The sequence below is a fragment of the Bacteroides hominis genome (assembly GCF_033042785.2).
Classification (GTDB): Bacteria; Bacteroidota; Bacteroidia; order Bacteroidales; family Bacteroidaceae; genus Bacteroides; species Bacteroides hominis.
The window spans coordinates 4,691,345-4,713,986 of record NZ_CP178829.1; the positions used below are offsets into that span (position 1 = coordinate 4,691,345).

At 48.9% G+C, this 22,642-nt stretch carries 12 protein-coding genes; 11 read left to right on the forward strand and 1 reads right to left on the reverse strand.

Annotated elements, in window-relative coordinates:
* The first annotated feature begins 33 nt into the window (after positions 1 to 33).
* Entirely contained in the window at positions 34 to 1,902 is a 1,869-nt protein-coding gene (locus R3O62_RS19830) for a bifunctional DNA primase/helicase (protein ID WP_317472821.1), read from the forward strand.
* Positions 1,903 to 1,920: 18 nt separating this feature from the next.
* On the opposite strand, the gene R3O62_RS19835 is transcribed toward R3O62_RS19830, so the two are convergent.
* Positions 1,921 to 2,166 (reverse strand): DUF4248 domain-containing protein, encoded by a 246-nt coding sequence (locus tag R3O62_RS19835; protein ID WP_250702740.1) that lies wholly within the window; start codon positions 2,164 to 2,166, stop codon positions 1,921 to 1,923.
* A gap of 373 nt (positions 2,167 to 2,539) precedes the next feature.
* Here R3O62_RS19835 and R3O62_RS19840 point away from each other — a divergent pair, with 373 nt between their 5' ends.
* The 10 genes from R3O62_RS19840 (at position 2,540) to R3O62_RS19885 (ending at position 22,640) form a co-directional block, all read left to right on the forward strand.
* Complete coding sequence (locus tag R3O62_RS19840; protein ID WP_234058553.1) at positions 2,540 to 3,019, forward strand: HU family DNA-binding protein; 480 nt, start codon at positions 2,540 to 2,542, stop codon at positions 3,017 to 3,019.
* 28 nt (positions 3,020 to 3,047) lie between these two features.
* A complete protein-coding gene (locus R3O62_RS19845) occupies positions 3,048 to 3,143 on the forward strand; it encodes a smalltalk protein (protein WP_005807693.1) in 96 nt (31 codons plus the stop codon).
* A 142-nt stretch (positions 3,144 to 3,285) separates the two neighbouring features.
* Positions 3,286 to 5,601 (forward strand): family 65 glycosyl hydrolase domain-containing protein, encoded by a 2,316-nt coding sequence (locus R3O62_RS19850; protein WP_317472833.1) that lies wholly within the window; start codon positions 3,286 to 3,288, stop codon positions 5,599 to 5,601.
* Positions 5,602 to 5,884: 283 nt separating this feature from the next.
* Positions 5,885 to 6,937: an efflux RND transporter periplasmic adaptor subunit gene (locus R3O62_RS19855; RefSeq protein WP_005807695.1), complete on the forward strand. Its 1,053-nt coding sequence runs from the start codon at positions 5,885 to 5,887 to the stop codon at positions 6,935 to 6,937.
* A gap of 142 nt (positions 6,938 to 7,079) precedes the next feature.
* On the forward strand, positions 7,080 to 10,115 hold the full coding sequence (locus R3O62_RS19860; RefSeq protein ID WP_005807696.1) for an efflux RND transporter permease subunit: 3,036 nt from the start codon (positions 7,080 to 7,082) through the stop codon (positions 10,113 to 10,115).
* Between the two features lie 26 nt (positions 10,116 to 10,141).
* Complete coding sequence (locus R3O62_RS19865; RefSeq protein WP_005780676.1) at positions 10,142 to 11,416, forward strand: TolC family protein; 1,275 nt, start codon at positions 10,142 to 10,144, stop codon at positions 11,414 to 11,416.
* A 229-nt stretch (positions 11,417 to 11,645) separates the two neighbouring features.
* Complete coding sequence (locus R3O62_RS19870) at positions 11,646 to 12,935, forward strand: LruC domain-containing protein (RefSeq protein WP_317472822.1); 1,290 nt, start codon at positions 11,646 to 11,648, stop codon at positions 12,933 to 12,935.
* A 274-nt stretch (positions 12,936 to 13,209) separates the two neighbouring features.
* Entirely contained in the window at positions 13,210 to 14,529 is a 1,320-nt protein-coding gene (locus R3O62_RS19875) for an LruC domain-containing protein (RefSeq protein ID WP_317472823.1), read from the forward strand.
* Between the two features lie 238 nt (positions 14,530 to 14,767).
* Entirely contained in the window at positions 14,768 to 18,472 is a 3,705-nt protein-coding gene (purL, locus tag R3O62_RS19880; protein ID WP_032540175.1) for a phosphoribosylformylglycinamidine synthase, read from the forward strand.
* 172 nt (positions 18,473 to 18,644) lie between these two features.
* A complete protein-coding gene (locus R3O62_RS19885; RefSeq protein ID WP_032540177.1) occupies positions 18,645 to 22,640 on the forward strand; it encodes a hybrid sensor histidine kinase/response regulator in 3,996 nt (1,331 codons plus the stop codon).
* Positions 22,641 to 22,642 lie beyond the last annotated feature (2 nt).

Genomic DNA, 22,642 nt, shown 5'->3' on the forward strand with positions numbered 1-22,642 from the left:
GAGCAAACGCCTAAAAACAAATGGAAATCGACCATGAAATCATTTAATTTTCGTGAACTCGGCATCGAATTTGATGCCTACGGCCGCACAGCAGGCCACATCAAGACCAAATGTCCCCGATGTATCGGGCAGAGAAGCAACAAAAGTGACAAGTCCCTTTCGGTGGACCTGGACTCAGGACTCTACAAATGCCATTACTGCGGATGGAGCGGAGTGGCAGACGACGGAAGCGGAAAGCATGGCGGACGAAAGACAGGAGATCCGCTGGTGGACTTCCCCGCCGAAAGAAACCGGACAAGCCCCCGGCCAACAGCCCTGGACGGCACCGCTGTCCCCCAACATCCCCAAAAACCTGCCAACGAAACCCCTCTCACCCCGGTGCAACTGAAATGGCTGGCGGACGAACGCCACATCAGTGCACACGCGGCGGAACAACTGCACATCACCTCGTCGGTGCAATACATGCCCCAAAGCGGACTTGAAGAACCCTGTCTCTGCTTCAACTATCTGGAGGAGGGACGGCTGGTAAACATCAAGTTCCGTGCCACGCTCCATAAACACTTCAAAATGCTCACCGGAGCGGAACTGATTCCCTACAACATCGACGGCATCAAAGGCACCCCGGAATGTATCATCACCGAAGGAGAGTTGGATGCAGCCGCCTTTGTCACGGCAGGGCGCACTGACGTGATATCGGTGCCCGGAGGTGCCAACCGTAACCTGAAGTGGATGGACCGCTTTGTGGACAGCCATTTCGAAGATAAGCGGGTGATCTACATAGCCGGCGATGCCGACCCGAAAGGGGAAGAACTGAAACAGGAGTTGCTCCGCCGCCTGGGACGCGAACGTTGCAGGGTGGTCAGCTACGGCGAAGGGTGCAAAGACGCCAACGAGCTCTTGGTAAAGGCAGGTCCGGAAGCATTGTCGCAGGCGCTTGCCGACGCCCCGGAGATGCCGTTGGAAGGCGTATATACAGCGGTCGATGTGGACGAAGAGATGCGCATACTTTTTGAAAACGGACTGTCACGGGGAGCGGAAACGGGACTGAAGAACCTGGACGACCTCTGCACCTTCGAGACCGGAAGGCTCTGCGTCATCACGGGACACCCGGGCGACGGAAAATCGGAGTTCACGGACGAACTGGTGCTGCGCCTCTGCCTCAACCACCAATGGCGGACAGCTTATTTCAGCCCCGAAAACCAACCCCTCCCCTATCACCTGGCCAAACTGACCGAAAAACTGACCGGACAGCGTTTCCGCAAGGGACTGATGACCGAAATGCTCTACGAGAAAGCGCAACGCTATCTGGCGGAAAACATTTCGAGCATCCTGCCCAAAGAAGATTTCACCGTAGAATCGATACTGGAACGGGCACGCCAACTGGTGAGGAGGCGGGGCATCCGCATACTGGTACTGGACCCTTTCAACCGGCTGGAACACCGCATCCCGGGCGGACAGACGGAAACGCAATATATCTCGGCATTCCTCGACCTGCTGGCAAACTTCGCTCAAAGGCACCAATGCCTCGTCATCCTCGTGGCGCATCCACGCAAGATGCAGACAGACCCGCTGACGAAACGCCTGCCCGTACCCACGCTGCAGGACATCAACGGATCGGCGGCATTCGTCAATAAATGTGACTTCGGACTGGTGATAGAGCGCGACCGGCAGGCAGGTGTGACACGGGTACACGTGAAAAAAGTGAAATTCCGCCATTTAGGGAATATCGGCGAGTGCAGCTTTGTGTTCAACCCGGTGAACGGGCGGTACTCACCCTGCGAAGAGGACGCCACGGCGGAACGCACCGGCGACCGGATACGGAACACACAGTTCGACTCCAAACACTGGTTCGGAATGGGCGGAAATGCGGAGACTGAAAAAACACTCGATTTCCTGCCGTGAAAGGCCGCCCCGCCATCGTCATCCCGGTTCGCCGATCACCTCTACGATCAGTTCCACCTGGGCGGGCGTATAGCGCTTGTCTTTAGTACGCAGCCCGGTAGCGGAAAGGGCCTCCGTCAGACCGGGAGACTTGCCGATCCATTTGCGCAATTCGCTTGCGGCACTCTTAGGACTGATTTCGGGCATATAGAGCGAGGCCAGTTCGGACTTGCCATAACTCTTTATCCGGAACTTTTTCTCTGTGGTTTCTGGTTTCTTTTCCATACTGTTTGTTTTGAGTTGGGTTCACCACAGAGGACGCAGAGGACACAGAGAATATTTTTCTCTTAAATATCTTAATAAACAAGAATTTAAAACTCTGTGTCCTCCGTGTACTCTGTGGTGAACCGGATTCATTTTTGCTTTGTGACACTTATTGATTCAGAGTACTAAGATACTAAAAAAGCAGTGGACGGGCAAGGCTTCTTGTCCGTTTTTATCTTCAAAAAGGCACTTACGGAACCAAAGAGCCGCCAATGCCCGCATCTTGCCCCGGACAGCCTGTGGGATAAAGCATAAGTACTACCTTTACATCGTAATCAGAAAGGCCTTGATGTATTACAGAAAGAAAACATTTTATGAATCCAAAAAACATTTTATTATGGCAGTACCTGTGATGCGCTATCAGCGCTACAAAGATCTGAGCGACAAATCGTCGCCCCAAAAGTATTATCTGAAACAAGAGCCGGGCAGCTCCAAAACAGCTACCATCGCCTCCATCGCCAAAGAGATAGAAATCACCGGAGCCCTGAGCGCGGAAGACGTGACACACGTCATGCAGGCATTCGTCCGGCAACTGAAAAAGTCGCTGGTGGAGGGAAACAAAGTGAAGGTGGACGGGCTCGGTACGTTCTACATCACGCTGACTTCCGCCGGAACAGAAACGGAAAAAGAGTGTACCGTAAAGGGTATCAGGCGTGTGCATATCCGCTTTGCCGTGGACAACAGTCTGCGACTGGCAAACGACAGCACGGCTACCACCCGCGGAGGAGAGAACAATGTGTCGTTCTACATCAAGAGTGAAACGCCCTCCGGCGACGGAGGCGACGGAGGTATTGTAGATGATCCGACGGCATAAAAATGAATATTTTTAAACACACGAAGCAATGAAAAAAACAATCTGGCACAAAGTGCTGAAAGTGGTGATAGCCGTGGCTACTGCCATACTCGGAGCATTGGGAGTCAACGCAATGAATCCTTAGACGATCGATTATCGACATGAATACCCTGCGGGACCCTGTGTCCCTCCACGGTAAAAAAAAGACTTTTGATGCACAATGATTGTGCATCAGAAGTTTTTTTTGTATCTTAGGTGCCGATCTAAAAAACACAATCCCAATGACCATGAAAAAATTCCTCAAGGTAGACGAATGGAACATCATAGAAGAAGGTTTTCACGCCGACAACCTTCGCGCTTCGGAAAGTATATTCAGCCTCGGTAACGGACGTTTCGGACAGCGAGGCAATTTTGAAGAGTCCTACAGCAGCGACTCCCTGCAGGGATCATACGTAGCAGGAATCACTTTTCTGGACCGCACCCGTGTGGGATGGTGGAAAAACGGTTACCCGCGATTCTTCTCACGCATACCGAACACTCCGGACTGGAGCGGCATCTACGTGCGCCTGATCGACGAGGAACTGGATCTGGCACACTGGGATGTGGAGAGCTATGAACGCAGGCTGGACATGAAGGCGGGAATCTCGTACCGTGACTTCAGGGTGACTTCGCCCAAAGGCAACACGCTGGAAGTGCACGTAGAGCACATCAACAGCATGGACAACCAGAACCTGTGTCTGATAAAATACAGTGTGACATCGGTGAACTATGAAGGCAAAATCTCGCTGGTACCCTATCTGAACGGCGACGTAAAGCACGAAAGCGCCAATTTCGACGAAAAGATGTGGAACATCCTGCGTGCCGAAACCACCAACGACTACGCTTACCTCTGGGCGCAAACCCGGCGGGAAGATTCACAAATCTGCTGCGCACTGACGTACCGGTTCTTCAGGAACAGCAAACAGATAAGCGTCAGCCCCATCAAGATAGAAAAAGAAAAACTGACAGGATTCAGCGCCGGAGCAGACGTGAAGCCCGGCGAGAAGGTGACTCTTATCAAGTACACCGCCATCGTGTCGTCGCTGCAATGTGACCGTCAGGAGTTGGTAGAGTGCGCTGTGAACGAAGCCAAAGCAGCCAGGGAGCAGGGATGGGAATCGCTGACGGCAGCCCATAAGGAGCGGTGGGCAAAAATCTGGGAGGAGACGGACGTGGAGATCAAAGGAGACCCGGAAGCACAGCAGGGCATACGGTTCAACATCTTCCAGCTGAACCAGAGCTATCAGGGAGACGACGAGCGGCTGAACATCGGTCCGAAGGGATTCACGGGAGAAAAATACGGCGGCAACACGCAATGGAACACAGAATTGTGCTGTGTGCCCTACTTCCTGCTGTCCACCCCGAGAGAAGTGTGCCGCAAACTGTTGCTCTACCGCTATAACCAGTTGCCCAAAGCCATCGAAAACGCACGTAAACTGGGATTTACCGACGGGGCGGCACTCTATCCGATGGTGACCATCCACGGAGAAGAATGCCACAACGAGTGGGAAATCACTTTCGAAGAGATACACCGCAACAACATCATAGTATATGCCATCATGCAGTATGCCAGGGTGACAGGCAACAAAGAGTACATTGCCCGCTACGGACTGGAGGTAATGATTGCCATCTGCCGGTTCTGGAGCCAGCGGGTATCCTACTCGCAGGCACGGCAAAAATTTGTGCTGTTGGGAGTGACGGGGCCTAACGAGTACGAAAACAACGTAAACAACAACTGGTACACCAACTTCTCCTGCGTGCAATGCCTGCAAAGCACCATAGACAGCATCGAGATGGTGGCCCACGAATTTCCGGAAGAGTATGCACGGGTGCGCCGTGTCACCCGCTTCAATTATGCCGAAGAGACTTCGCGCTGGCAGAAGATCATCGACGGAATGTATTTCCCCCGGGACGAACAACAGGGCATCTTCATACAGGATGACGGCTATCCGGACAAGGAGCTGACCACGGTGGACGATATCCCGGCAAACGAACGGCCGATCAACCAATGGTGGTCATGGGACCGTATCCTGCGTTCGTGCTACATCAAGCAGAGCGACGTGCTGTTAGGACTGTTCCTGTATTACGAAAACTTTGACCGTGAAACGATTCTCCGGAACTTCCGGTTCTACGAACCCCGTACCGTACACGAATCATCCCTGTCACCTTTTGTCCACGCCATTCTGGCTGCCTGGATAGGCGACACGGAAGAAGCCTACCGCCTCTTCCTGCATGCCACGCGCCTGGATCTGGACGACTATAATAATGAGGTGCACCAAGGGTTGCACATCACAAGCATGGCGGGAAGTTGGCAGGTCATCGTACGCGGATTTGCGGGAATGAAAATACTGGACGGACAGCTCGACTTCAACCCCATCATCCCCCAAGCGTGGGACAGCTATACATTCAAAGTAAATTTCCGTGGATGCACCCTGCAGATGAAAGTTGAAAAACAGGCGATAAAAATCTCTCTTTTAGAAGGATGTGAGTTGAACATCCGTATCTCCGAAGTTGTTTATAACCTGAAAAAGGGTAAAGATTTGACTGTACCGAGGCAGAAATAAACGATCAACGGTTTTCAACGATGAACGAGGGCTCACCACAGAGGACACAGAGGACACAGAGAAGATTTTCTCTTAAAATAATCCTATAAACAAGAGATTAAAACTCTGTGTCCTCTGTGTCCTCCGTGGTGAGTTCTCGTTCATCGTTACCAAGTCTCGCCACACCCGCCTCAGGTTGTTAATAATATTAAATTATCAAACCGGAAAACTGTTTATAGTTTTTCAGTTTCATATCTTTGCCCCCTCAAAATGAGACTAAACAGACTCTTAATCAATGGGAAATATGAGAAAAAACTATGGATGTATCCTCGCAGCACTTATTCTATTAACGGCTTGCGGACAAAAGAAAGAAGACAATGCGGCAACAGTACGCCCCGTAAAGACGGCCAGGGTAGAGTCCCGGTCGGAAATCAGAAAGGACTTTTCGGGCATTGTAGAAGCTGTAGACTATGTGAAACTGGCCTTCCGCGTGAGCGGACAGATCATCAACCTGCCGGTGGTAGAAGGACAACGGGTCAAAAAAGGACAACTGATTGCGGCCATCGATCCGCGCGACCTGGCCTTACAGTATGCAGCAGACAAATCGGCTTACGAAACCGCCGCTGCCCAAGTGGAACGTAACAAACGATTATTGGCACGGCAGGCTATCTCGGTACAAGAATATGAAATCAGCGTATCGACTTTCCAACAAAAGAAATCGGCTTACGAACTTTCGAGCAACAATATGCGCGACACCAAACTGACCGCCCCTTTCGACGGGTCTATCGAGAAAAGGTTAGTGGAGAACTATCAGCGCGTGAACTCGGGCGAAGGCATTGTGCAGCTGGTCAACACCAAGAAACTACGCATCAAGTTCACCATCCCCGATGCTTACCTTTATCTGCTCCGTTCCAAAGACCAACACTTCCGCGTGGAGTTCGATACATACCGCGGACACATCTTCAATGCCAAACTGGAGGAATATCTCGACATCTCGACGGACGGTACGGGTATCCCGGTGACGATCACCATCGACGATCCCGCTTTCGACCATGCCCTGTATGAGGTGAAACCGGGTTTCACGTGCAGCATCCGCTTCTCGGCCGATGTAGGTCCGTTCCTGGAAGAAACCATGACGGTAGTGCCCCTGAGTGCCATATTCGGTGAAAGCGAAGGAAACAAAACCTACGTGTGGGTACTGAACGGGAATCAGGTAAACCGCCGTGAAGTAACCGTTTACTCTCCGACGGGAGACGCACAGGCCTTTATCTCGAAAGGACTGAAAGCAGGGGAAACGGTAATAATAGCCGGCGTAACACAACTGGTGGAAGGCGAAACGGTGAAGGAACTGAAATAAGAGTGCCCGCTCAACGCAATAATTAATTTCACCACAGATTACACGGATTAACACAGATTTTTTAATCTTATTATCAATAATATAAATCATTAATCTGTGAAAATCCGTGTAATCTGTGGTGCACTCAAAACCATATACAATCATGAATTTAGCCAAATATTCATTAGACAATACCAAAGTCATCTACTTCTTTCTGGCTGTATTGCTGATCGGAGGTATCTCCTCTTTCAGCAGCCTGGGTAAGAAGGAAGATGCTCCTTTTGTCATCAAATCGGCCGTCATCATGACGCGCTATCCCGGTGCCGAGCCCGCCGAAGTGGAACGGCTGATCACCGAGCCCATCTCCCGTGAGATACAGAGCATGAGCGGAGTATACAAGATCAAGTCCGAATCCATGTACGGCATTTCCAAAATCACGTTCGAACTGCTCCCCTCGCTACCGGCTTCCTCCATCCCCCAAAAATGGGACGAACTGCGGCGCAAAGTGCTCAACATACAACCCCAATTGCCAAGCGGAGCTTCGGTACCCACAGTATCGGACGACTTCGGTGACGTATTCGGTATCTACTACGGCCTGACAGCCGACGACGGATTCAGCTACGAAGAAATGAGGGACTGGGCCGAACGTATCAAGACACAGGTGGTCACTGCCGACGGGGTGATGAAAGTCGCACTGTTCGGCACACAGACCGAGGTGGTGAATATATTCGTCTCGGTGAACAAGCTGGCAGGCATGGGTATCGATCCCAAACAGCTGGCAAGCCTGCTGCAATCGCAGAACCAGATTATCAACACCGGAGAAATCAGCGCCGGCGAACAACAGTTGCGCATAGTAGCCAACGGTATGTATACCACGGTGGACGACATCCGGAACCAGGTAATCACCACCCGCGCCGGACAGGTAAAACTGGGTGACATCGCCGTCATAGAGAAAGGATACATGGACCCGCCGGGCACCATCATGCGTGTCAATGGCAAACGTGCCATCGGTATCGGCGTATCTACCGACCCGCAACGCGACGTGGTGCTGACGGGTGAGATGGTAGACCAGAAACTGGCCGAACTCCTCCCACTGATGCCTGTGGGACTGAACCTGGAAAGCCTTTATCTTGAAAACGTCATAGCCAAAGAGGCGAACAACGGATTTATCATCAACCTGATTGAGTCGATCCTGATCGTAATTGTCATCATCATGCTGGTGATGGGGATGCGTGCCGGAGTATTGATCGGCTCTTCACTGGTCTTCTCCATCGGAGGTACGCTGCTTATCATGTCCTTCATGGGTGTAGGACTCAACCGTACGTCACTGGCGGGATTTATCATCGCCATGGGTATGCTGGTGGACAACGCCATCGTGGTGACGGACAATGCGCAGATAGCCATCGCCCGCGGAGTGGACCGCCGGAAAGCATTGATCGACGGAGCCACCGGACCACAATGGGGATTGCTGGGAGCCACGTTCATCGCCATCTGCTCGTTCCTGCCGCTTTATCTGGCACCTTCGTCCGTGGCGGAAATCGTGAAGCCGCTTTTCGTCGTACTGGCCATCTCACTGGGATTGAGCTGGGTGCTGGCACTGACACAAACCACCGTATTCGGAAACTTTATCCTGAAGGCCAAGGCCAAAAATGCAGGCAAAGATCCGTACGACAAACCGTTCTACCACAAATTCGAAAAGATACTGAGCGTCCTGATCCGGCGCAAAATTGTGACGTTAGGGTCGATGATCGTGCTCTTCATCGTCTCACTGGTGGTGATGGGAATGATGCCGCAAAACTTCTTCCCGTCACTGGACAAGCCCTACTTCCGCGCCGACGTGTTTTATCCGGACGGATATGGGGTGAACGACGTGGCCCGGGAGATGAAGAAAGTGGAAGCCCATCTGCAAAAACTGCCGGAAGTGAAAAAAGTATCGATCACCTTCGGAAGCACTCCGCTGCGTTACTACCTGGCGTCTACCTCCGTAGGGCCGAAGCCGAACTTTGCCAATGTATTGGTGGAACTGAACGACAGCAAGTATACCAAAGAGTATGAAGAACAGTTCGACGGTTACATGAAAGCCAACTTTCCGAACGCCATCACCCGTACGAGCCTCTTCAAACTGTCGCCGGCTGTGGATGCAGCCATCGAAATCGGTTTCATCGGGCCCAATGTGGACACGCTGGTGGCACTGACCAACCGGGCACTGGAGATCATGCACCGGAACCCTGACCTTATTAATATACGTAACTCGTGGGGAAATAAAATACCCATCTGGAAACCGATCTACAGCCCGGAACGGGCACAACCCCTGGGAGTCTCCCGCCAAGGCATGGCTCAAAGCATCCAGATCGGGACAAACGGCATGACTCTCGGTGAATTCCGCGAAGGAGACCAGGTGCTGCCGATTCTGCTGAAAGGCAACAGTGTGACGGATTCCTTCCGCATCAACGACCTGCGTACATTACCGGTATTCGGCAACGGGCCGGAAACCACCAGCCTGGAGCAGGTAGTGTCGGAGTTCGACTTCCGCTATCGCTTCTCAAATGTGAAGGACTACAACCGCCAGATGGTGATGATGGCGCAATGCGATCCCCGGAGGGGAGTGAATGCCATCGCGGCCTTCAACCAGATATGGTCGCAGGTGCAAAAAGAGATCAAGGTTCCGGAAGGATACACCCTGAAATACTTCGGCGAACAGGAAAGCCAGGTGGAATCGAACGAAGCTCTGGCAAAAAACCTGCCGCTGACCTTCTTCCTGATGTTCACCACCCTGCTGCTGCTGTTTAAAACCTACCGCAAGCCGACGGTAATCTTGCTGATGCTGCCGCTGATATTTATCGGTATCGTACTGGGATTGCTGCTGTTAGGCAAGTCGTTCGACTTCTTCGCCATCCTCGGTTTGCTGGGACTGATCGGTATGAACATCAAAAATGCCATTGTACTGGTGGACCAGATCGACATCGAAAGTCGATCGGGACTCGATCCGCGCGAAGCCGTGATAAAGGCAACCGTCAGCCGTATCGTACCGGTGGCCATGGCTTCGGGTACAACGATCTTAGGTATGCTTCCGTTGCTGTTCGACGCCATGTTCGGCGGAATGGCGGCTACCATCATGGGCGGACTGCTTGTGGCGTCGGCACTGACACTGTTTGTGCTTCCGGTAGCTTATTGCGCCATCCACAGGATTAAGGGATAAAGAAATGAACTAAAATTAAAAAGTATATGATGAAGAATAAACTTATACTTCTGTTTGCATTGGGACTTTGTACACAAGTGCAGGCACAAGCCCCGCATCTGAGCCGTGAGGCATATCGTGACCGTGTGGAAGCTTACAGCCAGGTGCTGAAACAGCAGCATCTGAAATCAATGGCAAGCACGGACGCGCGGAAAATAGCCTTTACAGGATTCCTGCCCAAAGTGGACATCTCCGCCGAGGGAACACTGAACCTGAAAGAGATGGACTCCTGGGACGGACCGGCCGGACAATACCGCAACCACACTTATCAAGGGGTATTCGTCGTGTCGCAGCCACTCTATACAGGCGGCGCCCTGCAAGCCCAGAACCGTATAGCCCAAGCTGACGAAAAACTCGATCAGCTGAGCGAAGAGCTGACACGCGACCAGATTCACTATCAGAGTGACGCCTTTTATTGGAACGCCTCTTCAGCCCGTGCCATGCTCAATGCTTCGGCACAATATCAGGAAATCGTAGAGAAACAATATGAAATCATCCAAGACCGTTTTAAAGACGGCGCTATCAGCCGCACCGACCTGCTGATGATTTCGACACGCCGTAAGGAAGCCGAACTTCAATACATCAGCGCACGCCAGAATTATACACTGGCTCTACAGAAACTCAATATCCTGATGGGAGAAGAACCCAACGCTCCCGTAGACAGCCTTTGCTCCATCGGTGTCGTGTGTCCGCCTGTCACCTTGCTCCCACTGGACGATGTACTGCAACGCCGTGCCGACTTTGCCAGCACAGAAGTCAACATCCAGAAAAGCGAGGCGCAACGCAAGGCAGCCCTGAGCCAGTACAATCCGCAAGTAAGCATGTACGTCACCGGCGGATGGGCCACCGCTTCTCCCAACATGGGATATGACGTGAAGTTTACCCCCATCGTAGGCATGAGCGTAAATATCCCCGTGCTACGCTGGGGAGCCAGGTTCAAGACCAACCGGCAACAGAAAGCCTACACGGGTATACAGAAGTTGCAGCAAAGCTACGTAGTAGACCAGATCAACCAGGAACTGGCTGCCGCACTGACCAAGCTGCAGGAAACGGAAGAGCAGGTGAAGACAGCCAAAGAAAATAAAGAGCTGGCAGAAGAAAACCTGGACCTGATCACCTTCTCCTACAACGAAGGAAAAGCAAATATGGTCGACGTACTCTCGGCACAACTTTCGTGGACACAGGCACATACCAGCCTGATTAATGCTTACCTGGCAGAGAAAATGGCAGTGGCAGAATACAGAAAGGTTATCAGCGAATAAACGAAAGCTCTATTTTATACAGACAGAGGCTCTATTCACCCGGAATAGAGCCTCTGTTTCGTCTATACGCAGCCTCTATTCTGCCAAAAGTTGACTATTCCAACCACACATACACATAGAAAATCAACATTTTATATAAAAATCAGACATAAAGTAACATAATATACAACTTTTCATTGTATATTTGCAGTCACAAACGAACAAGTAAATAATCCTAATCACAAAAATAATGAAAACAACGCATTGGATGATGTACACCCTACTGGGAGCAACACTTGCTTTAACAGCATGTGTTGAGGATGACAAAGACCTCTCACAACCCAAAGAACCGGAAAAAACGACAGACCTGGTCATACCGGATGACGCGGACTGGACCACTACAAGGAGTGTCAATCTCTCCATTACTTCGCCCGTGGCAACACGAGTGGCGATTTATACCGACGAATCATGCACCGACGCAAGTTTACTGACAGAACTGCCTGTATCCGAAGTTGCCAAAAACATCCGCCTGGATGTAGCCAAGGCAGACCGGGCATTATACGTACAGTATGCTACAAGCAAAGGGAAAGAAATGATGAACATCCCCCTCAATACGGCTTCTACACGTGCAGAGACCTTAGTCAAACTGCCGGAAAACGTGAGTGGATTTGACACAAACGGAGGAGAGGGTGCATACAGATATCAATGGTATCCCGCAAAAGGAGAAACGGCAACCCTGATGATGGAAGATAACTGGCCCGAAATGGGAGATTATGATTTCAACGATTTCGTTATCTATTATCACACGCAAGCGATCTTCTTTGACGGCGGCAACGGAAGCAAAGATTCTTATGAGGCAGACGGAATTGAATTTGAAATCACTTTCCGTGCAATGGGAGGCTATCTGCCTTATCGCCTGGGACTGCAATTGGACCAAACATCTGCCAAATATATCGACGAAGTGATCGAAATAAACGGGAACGACCTTGTTAAGATGGAACTTCAGAATCCCGGAGAAGACGCTCCTGCTATCTTCATATTCACCGGCACCGATCAATTACGGAAACAGAATAACGGCGGAACATTCTATAATACCGAAGCTGACCATCAGATAGCAGCCAATGACCTGGTAACGATTAAATACAGATTAAAGATCAACTGTTTCAACAGCTTAGAAAGAACAAAGGCATTATGGGCGGCGGCAATCTCAGAAAATCAGAACTTCTTCCTCCAGAAAGAAAAGAACGGAGGACGTGAAATTCACCTGAGAGGTTACGAACCGACTGCTTACTACAGCGATTCATACGCCGGTGAAGCCGGAAACAATATGCGCAGTGACATCAAATATTGCAGTACCGACAATTTCGTGTGGGGTATCAAAGTGCCTGTTAAGCTTGCACATCCACGCGAAAAGAAAGATATCATGGAGGTTTACGGCAAGTTCAGAAGCTGGATCACTAATCCGAATCTCTCACCGGACAGTCCGGACTTCAACGAAAACTGGTTCAAATATCTCGATTCATCTCAAGCAATAAAATAAGCCATCAAACATTTCATACCCTAATCCTATTATTCAAATAGGTATTTGTTTGATTTATTTTTCAGCCTGTCCGGTCATTCCCCCCTTGACTGTGGCAGGCTGAAGTTTTTCTTTATTGATTCTCTTCGCACGAATAGACTATCAGACCCTTAAAAGTTGAACATTTCAACCACTTTTGCCACATTCTTTGCGTGATTTGACAATATATACAATAAGTTTGTATCAGGATTCAAACAGAACACACAGCAAACTTACATGAATATACAATAAAATTATGAAAAGAATGAAAACCGCAATGTACACATTAGCAGGACTAATGTGTCTTTTGACATCTTGTGTAGACGACGACAAAGACCTTTCGGTACCACCCACCGGAAACACCACTGACCTGGTTATACCGGATGGTTTCGACTGGTCTACAACACGCACCGTCACCCTTGCGACCAATGCGCCGCATGCCGTTTCCGCTTCCATCTATCTGGACGAAGCATGTTCCGAACAGATAGCAGACCTTGCGATCCCGGAAGGAGACAAGAACACTTCTTTGGAAGTGCCGAGCGCCAATAATGCCATCTGGATCAAATATCCGGTAACCAACGGGGGATACGAAACTCAAAAGATAAGCATCAAGTCAAAAAACCTCACACGAAGTTTAGCGAACCGTTGGGAAGCCGACTGCTTGTTTCCGGATAGCGCAACCCCAATACAAGGAAGTGATTATTCAACACACATATATAAGCCCGCTAAAAATAAATATGGTACACTTATGTTTGAAGACATGTGGCCTGAATTGGGAGACTATGATTTCAACGACTTCGTGATAAACTATCAGACGCAAGTGACTTGGGGAATGAATGGCGGTTGGTCTAATAACTATTTGGATATTACCATCAGCCTGAAGCTACGTGCAATGGGAGGAAGTCTGCCTTATCGTTTCTGCATTCAGTTGCCGGGTAAAACAACGGACATGCAGGGAAATCCTATCTATTCACCTACATTCAGCAGAGGGCAGATCACAGATTTTAACATTGAATCGGCTACCAAAGGCATTGGTGTAGAGTTTCTCGCAAATGCTTCAAACCCCATATTCGCCTTGACAGGACTTGATAACCTAAAGGGACCGGACGGAAACCAATTCTACAACACACAAGCAGGTAAATTGATCGCATCCAGTGCGGAAACACCGACCCTGGTTTTCTCCTTCAAATTACAATTAGACCAGAAGACAGCAAACAATATATTTAACAGTTTCTCTTCCTCATACGACTTTGACTATTTCCTCCAGAACACCCAGAACGGACGTGAGATACACTTCGTCGGATACAAGCCGACTGAATTATATAAAGGTTATGAAGCTGACCGGAAAGAGGCTGGAAAGAACTATTATTGCAATAAAGACGGTTTTGTATGGGCACTGAAAGCACCTGTTGAAATGGGATGGGCAATAGAGAAAGATCAATTGCTGAAAGTTTATCCACTCTTTAAGAATTGGTTGGAGAGCGGAGGATATGAGTTGGAAAATGCCACACAAGAACTTCAATGGTATAATCACCCCGACATGCGTATTCCCTACATCGATCCCCGAGAACACTAATCCTTCATCTCAATAGTAAAAATTAGTATCGGTTTTCTAAGGATTGCGCGAAAGTTGTTGGCAGAATTCGCCCTCAAGCCGGCAACTTTCAGAATCACAAATCAGATTAGTTTTTGCCTTCAGCCTGCCCGTTGTCTCATTCCACGGCAGGCTGAAGTTTTTTTATTGCATTTCTTTCTCACCACCAACGAATTTGCTTATCTTTGCACGCAAAGAAAACAAAATCGTATATACACACATGATTCTTTTTTTCAGAACCCCTTCCAAGAGCGTGATTGCCGTAGAGAGCAACCACGAACTTAACGCGAACGACAACAACAAACTCTGCTGGCTTTTTGGTGAAGCCGTGCCGGAAAGTGAAGAAAACCTGCAAGGCTGCTTTGTTGGGCCACGACGTGAGATGATTACTCCATGGAGTACCAACGCAGTAGAAATCACCCAGAACATGGGACTCGAAGGTATCAGCCGTATCGAGGAGTATTTCCCTGTAAAAGATGAAAATGCCGACTATGACCCAATGCTGCAACGCATGTACAAAGGTCTCGGCCAAAACGTATTCACGACCAACCGCCAACCGGAAGCCATTATCTATATCGACGATCTGGAAGCCTACAATGAAAAAGAAGGTCTCGCCCTGTCAAAAGAAGAAATGGACTACCTGAAAAAGGTAGAATCGGATCTTGGACGCCGCCTGACTGACTCGGAAGTTTTCGGATTCGCACAAATCAACTCGGAACACTGCCGTCACAAAATCTTTGGCGGAACATTTATCATCGACGGCGTAGAGCAGGAATCGTCCCTCTTCCAGATGATTAAAAAGACTACTCAGGAGAATCCGAACAAAATCATCTCAGCTTACAAAGACAACGTGGCTTTTGCCGAAGGTCCGGTAATTGAACAGTTTGCCCCGGCAGACCACTCCAAACCCGATTTCTTCCGGATAAAAGATATCAAAAGCGTCATTTCGCTGAAAGCGGAAACCCATAACTTCCCCACCACAGTAGAACCTTTCAACGGTGCATCGACAGGTACAGGAGGAGAGATTCGCGACCGTATGGGCGGAGGTAAAGGTTCATGGCCGATTGCCGGAACAGCCGTCTACATGACTTCTTATCCACGCACGGAAGAAGGACGCGAATGGGAAGAAATCCTGCCGGTACGCAAATGGTTATACCAGACTCCGGAACAGATCCTGATCAAAGCTTCCAACGGAGCGAGTGATTTTGGCAACAAGTTCGGCCAACCATTGATCTGCGGTTCGGTACTGACTTTTGAACATACGGAAAACAATGAAACTTATGGTTACGACAAAGTAATCATGCTTGCCGGAGGCGTAGGTTACGGCACACAACGCGACTGCCTGAAAGGACAGCCGGAAGCCGGAAACAAAGTAGTAGTGATCGGCGGTGACAATTACCGTATCGGATTGGGCGGCGGTTCGGTTTCGTCGGTAGATACAGGCCGTTACAGCAGCGGTATCGAACTGAATGCCGTACAGCGCGCCAATGCGGAAATGCAGAAACGCGCCAACAATGTGGTTCGTGCCCTTTGCGAAGAGGACGAAAACCCGGTAGTATCTATCCATGACCACGGTTCGGCCGGACACGTAAACTGCCTCTCCGAACTGGTGGAAGAGTGCGGCGGGCTTATTGACATGAGTAAGCTGCCTATCGGTGACAAAACTTTGTCGGCCAAAGAAATTATAGCAAACGAAAGCCAGGAACGCATGGGACTCCTTATTAAAGAAGAGGCCATCGAACACGTACGCCAAATTGCCGAACGTGAACGCGCTCCGATGTACGTGGTAGGTGAAACGACCGGAGATCATCGTTTTGCTTTCCAGCAAGCCGACGGCGTCCGTCCGTTCGACCTGGCCGTAGACCAGATGTTCGGTTCTTCTCCCAAAACTTACATGATAGACAAGACCGTAGAACGTCACTATACAATGCCGGAATATGAAACATCCAAACTTCACGAATATCTGACCCGGGTGTTGCAGCTGGAAGCCGTGGCTTGTAAAGACTGGCTGACTAATAAGGTGGACCGTTCGGTTACGGGTAAAGTAGCCCGCCAGCAGTGCCAGGGAGAAATCCAGTTGCCTTTGAGCGACTGTGGTGTCGTTGCACTCGACTATCGTGGCGAGAAAGGTATCGCTACTTCTATCGGACATGCTCCGCAGGCCGCACTGGCCGATCCGGCAGCAGGTTCCATCCTTTCCGTATCCGAAGCGCTGACCAACCTGGTATGGGCTCCGCTGGCCGAAGGTTTGGACAGCGTATCACTTTCCGCCAACTGGATGTGGCCTTGCCGCTCTCAGGAAGGGGAAGACGCCCGTTTGTATACAGCCGTTAAAGCACTGAGCGATTTCTGCTGTGCATTGCAGATCAATGTTCCGACCGGAAAGGATTCTTTGTCTATGACTCAGAAGTATCCGAATGGAGAGAAAGTAGTTTCTCCGGGAACGGTAATCGTATCAGCCGGCGGTGAGGTTTCGGACGTGAAGAAAGTGGTTTCTCCCGTCCTTGTCAACAATGCCAAAACTACACTCTACCATATCGACTTCAGTTTCGACAGCCTGAAACTGGGCGGCTCGGCATTTGCGCAGTCATTGGGTAAGGTAGGTGACGAAGTGCCTTGTGTACAGGATGCCGAATACTTCCGCGACGCTTTCCTGGCAGTACAGGAGTTGGTGAACAAAGGACTGATTCTTGCCGGACACGACATTTCGGCAGGTGGTCTGATCACTACGCTGCTTGAAATGTGCTTTGCCAACGTAGAAGGTGGCCTGGAAATCGAACTTGACAAGATGAAGGAAACGGATATCGTGAAGATTCTGTTTGCCGAAAACCCGGGTATCGTTATCCAGATCAGCGACAAGCACAAAGACGAAGTGAAGAAAATCCTCGAAGATGCCGGCGTAGGCTTCATCAAGTTGGGTAAACCGACGGACGAACGTCATATTCTGGTAAACAAGGACGGTGCTACTTACCAATTCGGTATAGACTATATGCGTGATGTGTGGTATTCTTCTTCTTACCTGCTCGACCGCAAACAGTCAATGAACGGATGCGCCAAGAAACGTTTTGAGAACTACAAGATGCAACCGCTTGAATTCGCATTCATGCCGGGCTTCAAAGGCAAACTGTCTCAATACGGCATCACTCCGGAACGTCGTACTCCGAGCGGTATACGTGCCGCCATCATCCGTGAAAAAGGTACGAATGGCGAACGTGAAATGGCATACTCGCTCTATCTGGCAGGTTTCGACGTGAAGGATGTCACCATGACCGACCTTATCAGCGGACGCGAAACACTGGAAGATGTAAATATGATCGTTTACTGCGGAGGGTTCTCTAACTCAGATGTATTGGGTTCTGCCAAGGGATGGGCCGGAGGTTTCTTGTTCAATCCAAGAGCAAAAGAGGCGCTCGATAAGTTCTACGCACGTGAAGACACACTGTCATTGGGCATTTGCAACGGTTGTCAGTTGATGATGGAGCTGGGATTGGTAAATCCGGAACACGAGAAGAAAGGAAAAATGCTGCACAATGAATCACATAAGTTCGAATCGACCTTCATCGGCGTCACTATCCCTACCAACCGCAGCGTTATGTTCGGCTCACTGAGCGGCAGCAAACTGGGTATCTGGGTAGCACACGGAGAAGGAAAATTCTCTCTGCCATACGATGAAGACCAATACAACGTAGTAGCCAAATACTCCTACGACGAATATCCGGGCAACCCGAACGGTTCCGATTATTCGATAGCTGCCTTGGCCAGTACAGACGGTCGCCATCTGGCAATGATGCCTCACCTGGAGCGTGCCATCTTCCCATGGCAAAACGCCAATTATCCTGCCGACCGCGTACACAGCGATCAGGTAACTCCATGGATTGAAGCTTTCGTAAATGCACGTAAGTGGATCGAAGAAAAGACTAAATAACAGGATATGCAACAATAAAGAAGGGCGGGTCTCAAAGTGAGGTCCGCCCTTTTTCGTCATTCAGCGTCCGTAACAAATCCTTTCGTAAAGTTTGCACTTCTCCACTCTTTTTATTAATTTTGTAAAATCATTCGCCCCCCGAAAGAATAATCATTAAAGGATTCCAGCTTGTATGAAAAAAATTCTTTTTCTTCTGCTCTTATTGCCTCTTATGGTCTCTGCACAAACCTACAAATATATCGGTGTAGAGGATGGGTTAAGCAACCGGAGGGTATATTACATCCAAAAAGATAAAAAGGGATATATGTGGTTCCTTACCCATGAAGGTGTGGACAGATATGATGGCAAAGAGTTCAAACGATATAAATTGATGGATAACGGTGAAGAACTGAATTCACTGCTTAACCTGAATTGGCTATATCTGGACCACGAAAATACCTTATGGGAAATAGGAAAGAAAGGAAAGGTGTTCCGTTACGACCCGTTACGGGATGAATTCACACTTGTCTACAAGCTACCGGAAGACGTGGTCAAAGACCGCCCCGCTCCCATCAGCTACAGCTTCATCGACAAGAATAACAACATCTGGCTGTGCAACGATGAATATCTTTATCTATACAACACCCATACGCAGCAAACCCTGCAGATCAGAAATGAAATTGAAGAAGATATCACTGATATCGAACAAATAGACGAAACACATTTCTTTATCGGTACGGAACAAGGCATTCATCACGCCGAACTAAAAAATCGGGCATTGCATCTGCTTCCGTGTGACAAACTGGACAATCTCCCGATACAGATCAACGAACTTTATTTCCACCGCCCTTCACGCAAATTATTCATCGGTACTTTCGAACGCGGCATATATGTCTATGACATGAACACCAAACGAAGTACCCAACCCCGAATGAGCCTGACAGACGTCAGCATCACACGCATAAAGCCACTGAACAATAAGGAACTGCTTGTTGCAACAGACGGTGCAGGAGTATATAAGATAAATGTAAACTCTTATCAGACCACTCCATACATCGTAGCCGACTACAACCAACACAACGAAATGAACGGCAACAACATCCCCGACTTTTATGTGGATGACGAACAGCGCATCTGGCTTGCAAACTATCCAATCGGCATCACGGTACGCAACAACCGCTATTCGGGCTATAACTGGATAAAGCATTCCATTGGCAACAAACAATCACTAATCAATGACCAAGTAAACTCAATCATTGAAGATAGTGACGGGGATTTATGGTATGGTACCAACAATGGAATCAGTTACTACAACTCCGCCAACGGGACATGGCATTCGTTCATGAGTTCCTTCGAAAAGGACGAACGTAATAAGAATCATATCTTCCTTACTGTGTGTGAGGTAGAACCGGGGATCATCTGGGCTGCCGGCTATAGTTCGGGGATTTACCAGATAAACAAACGGACCCTGTCTGTGGAGTATGTTACTCCGTCTTCACTGTATGGAATCAATATCCAGCCGGACAAATATATCCGTTCTATCATGAAAACAGCCAATGGCGATATATGGTCGGGAGGTTATTACAACTTGAAGCGCATCAACTTTAAAAACAGAACTCTCCGCCTGTACCCAAGACTCAACTCCATCACCTCCATTATCGAAAAAGACAGCAAACAGATGTGGATAGGTACGGCAACCGGGCTTTATTTACTCGAGAAAGAATCCGGTAAGTATCAACGCATCGACCTGCCGGTAGAGTCTATGTATATTTATTCGCTGTACCAAGCAAAGAATGGACTTTTATATATCGGGACAAGTGGTTCGGGGCTATTGATATACGATCCGGAAAAGAGAAGCTTCACCCATTACCACAAAGATAACTGTGCATTGATTTCCAACAATATATATGCAATCCTCTCGGATGCGGATGAAGACATCGTCATGAGTACCGAAAACGGGCTGACCAGTTATTATCCGGCAGAGAAGCTGTTCCATAACTGGACCAAGGATCAGGGATTGATGGCCAGTCATTTCAATGCCGGAGCAGGCACGTTGCGTAAAAACGGCAACTTTATATTCGGCAGTTCCGACGGTGCCATCGAATTTAACCGAACGATGAAGATACCCAGAAAGTATTATTCCAAAATGGTACTCAGCGATCTGAAGATTTTCTACCAGACTGTTTATCCCGGCGAAGAAAGTTCTCCGCTAAATATGGATATTGATGACACCAAGGAGTTGAAACTGAGCTATAGCCAGAATATATTCTCACTCAAAGTATCGTCTATCAACTACGACTATCCGTCGAACATTTTATACTCGTGGAAACTGGAGGGGTTCTACGACCAATGGAGCCGTCCCGGAAATGAAAACATCATTCGCTTTACGAACTTGAGCCCGGGTGAGTACACCCTCCACATCCGTGCGGTATCCAATGAAGACAAACGCGTCGTACTTGAAGAGCGTACCATGGAAATCAGTATTGCCCAACCCATCTGGCTCAGTTTTTGGGCTATGCTGATTTATGCCGTCGTACTGGCGGTGATAGCCATCATTGCCCTACGTATGATCATCCTCCGGAAACAAAGGAAAATATCGGATGAAAAGATCCACTTCTTTATCAATACGGCACATGACATCCGTACTCCGCTGACACTGATCAAAGCTCCGCTCGAAGAGATACGCGAACGGGAAGCATTGACCAAAGACGGTATCAGCAACATGAACACGGCTTTACGAAACGTGAATGCACTGTTGCGCCTCACCACTAATCTTATCAACTTTGAACGGGCAGACGTATACTCGTCGGAACTTTATATTTCGGAATATGAACTGAATACTTACCTGACGGAGACCTTCAATGCGTTCCGTCCATACGCTACCGTGAAACACATCAACTTCACTTATGAAAGCAATTTCCGTTACCTGAATGTATGGATCGACAAAGAAAAGATGGATTCAATCCTGAAAAACATCATCTCGAATGCCTTGAAATATACTCCCGAAAACGGCAGCGTACACATTTACGCTTCCGAAACGAACGATACGTGGAGCGTTGAGGTGAATGATACTGGTATCGGAATCCCTGCCAATGAACAAAAGAAGCTATTCAAGATACATTTCCGGGGAAGCAACGCAATCAACTCCAAAGTGACCGGAAGCGGCATCGGGCTGATGCTTGTATGGAAACTGGTTCATCTGCACAAAGGAAAAATCAACCTTAACAGTGTAGAACATCAGGGTTCGTCTATCAAAGTGACTTTCCCGAAGGATAACAAGCATTTCCATAAAGCACATCTGGCTACCCGCGCACGCGAACTCAGCACGGAGCAAGTACCTCCTGTTTCTCCCGCTGATATTTACGAAAAGGCGAAAAAGCAGCATGACCAGAACCTGCAACGTTTACTGATCGTTGAAGACAATGATGAATTGCGTAATTACCTCACCCACACGTTATCGGATAATTACACCATCCAAACTTGTTCCAATGGCAAAGAGGCACTGACTATCGTAAAAGAGTATATGCCGGAATTGATCATTTCGGATATCATGATGCCGGAAATGCGGGGAGACGAACTTTGCGCCGCCATAAAAAATGACATTGAAACGTCACACATTCCCATCATCCTGCTTACGGCGCTGAATGATGAGAAGAATATCCTGGAAGGACTGAAAATAGGAGCAGACGAATACATAGTCAAGCCGTTCAACATCGGCATTCTGAAAGCAACCATTGCCAACTTGCTGACAAACCGCGCACTGCTGAAAAGCAAATATGCCAACCTTGAAGTCAGCGAAGAGGAAGAGGCCTCTCCCAATTGTGCAACAGATCTCGACTGGAAATTCATTGCTACGGTCAAGAAGAGTGTCGAAGAAAACATAGACAATCCCGCCTTCAATGTAGATGTACTCTGCAACCTTTTGAATATGAGCCGCACGAGCTTCTATAATAAGCTAAAGGCATTGACCGATCAGGCTCCCGGAGATTATATCAGACTGATCCGCCTGAAACGGGCTGCAACATTATTAAAGACCGGACAACACTCCATCACCGAAATATCCGAGATGACGGGATTCAGTGACGTCAAGTATTTCCGTGAAGTATTTAAGAAACATTTCAATGTGAGTCCCAGCAAGTACTCTAAAGAGGGCGGCAAAGAGGATAAGGAAGAAGACCCACAAGAGTAAGA

What these genes read in the sequence shown, in the direction of transcription:
- R3O62_RS19845 (WP_005807693.1), top strand. Translation starts at nt 3,048, where the DNA reads ATGAAAAAAACAATCTGGCACAAAGTGCTGAAAGTGGTGATAGCCGTG.
- R3O62_RS19835 (WP_250702740.1), bottom strand. Translation starts at nt 2,166, where the DNA reads ATGGAAAAGAAACCAGAAACCACAGAGAAAAAGTTCCGGATAAAGAGT.
- R3O62_RS19885 (WP_032540177.1), top strand. Translation starts at nt 18,645, where the DNA reads ATGAAAAAAATTCTTTTTCTTCTGCTCTTATTGCCTCTTATGGTCTCT.
- R3O62_RS19855 (WP_005807695.1), top strand. Translation starts at nt 5,885, where the DNA reads ATGAGAAAAAACTATGGATGTATCCTCGCAGCACTTATTCTATTAACG.
- R3O62_RS19870 (WP_317472822.1), top strand. Translation starts at nt 11,646, where the DNA reads ATGAAAACAACGCATTGGATGATGTACACCCTACTGGGAGCAACACTT.
- purL (WP_032540175.1), top strand. Translation starts at nt 14,768, where the DNA reads ATGATTCTTTTTTTCAGAACCCCTTCCAAGAGCGTGATTGCCGTAGAG.
- R3O62_RS19850 (WP_317472833.1), top strand. Translation starts at nt 3,286, where the DNA reads ATGAAAAAATTCCTCAAGGTAGACGAATGGAACATCATAGAAGAAGGT.
- R3O62_RS19875 (WP_317472823.1), top strand. Translation starts at nt 13,210, where the DNA reads ATGAAAAGAATGAAAACCGCAATGTACACATTAGCAGGACTAATGTGT.
- R3O62_RS19860 (WP_005807696.1), top strand. Translation starts at nt 7,080, where the DNA reads ATGAATTTAGCCAAATATTCATTAGACAATACCAAAGTCATCTACTTC.
- R3O62_RS19830 (WP_317472821.1), top strand. Translation starts at nt 34, where the DNA reads ATGAAATCATTTAATTTTCGTGAACTCGGCATCGAATTTGATGCCTAC.
- R3O62_RS19865 (WP_005780676.1), top strand. Translation starts at nt 10,142, where the DNA reads ATGATGAAGAATAAACTTATACTTCTGTTTGCATTGGGACTTTGTACA.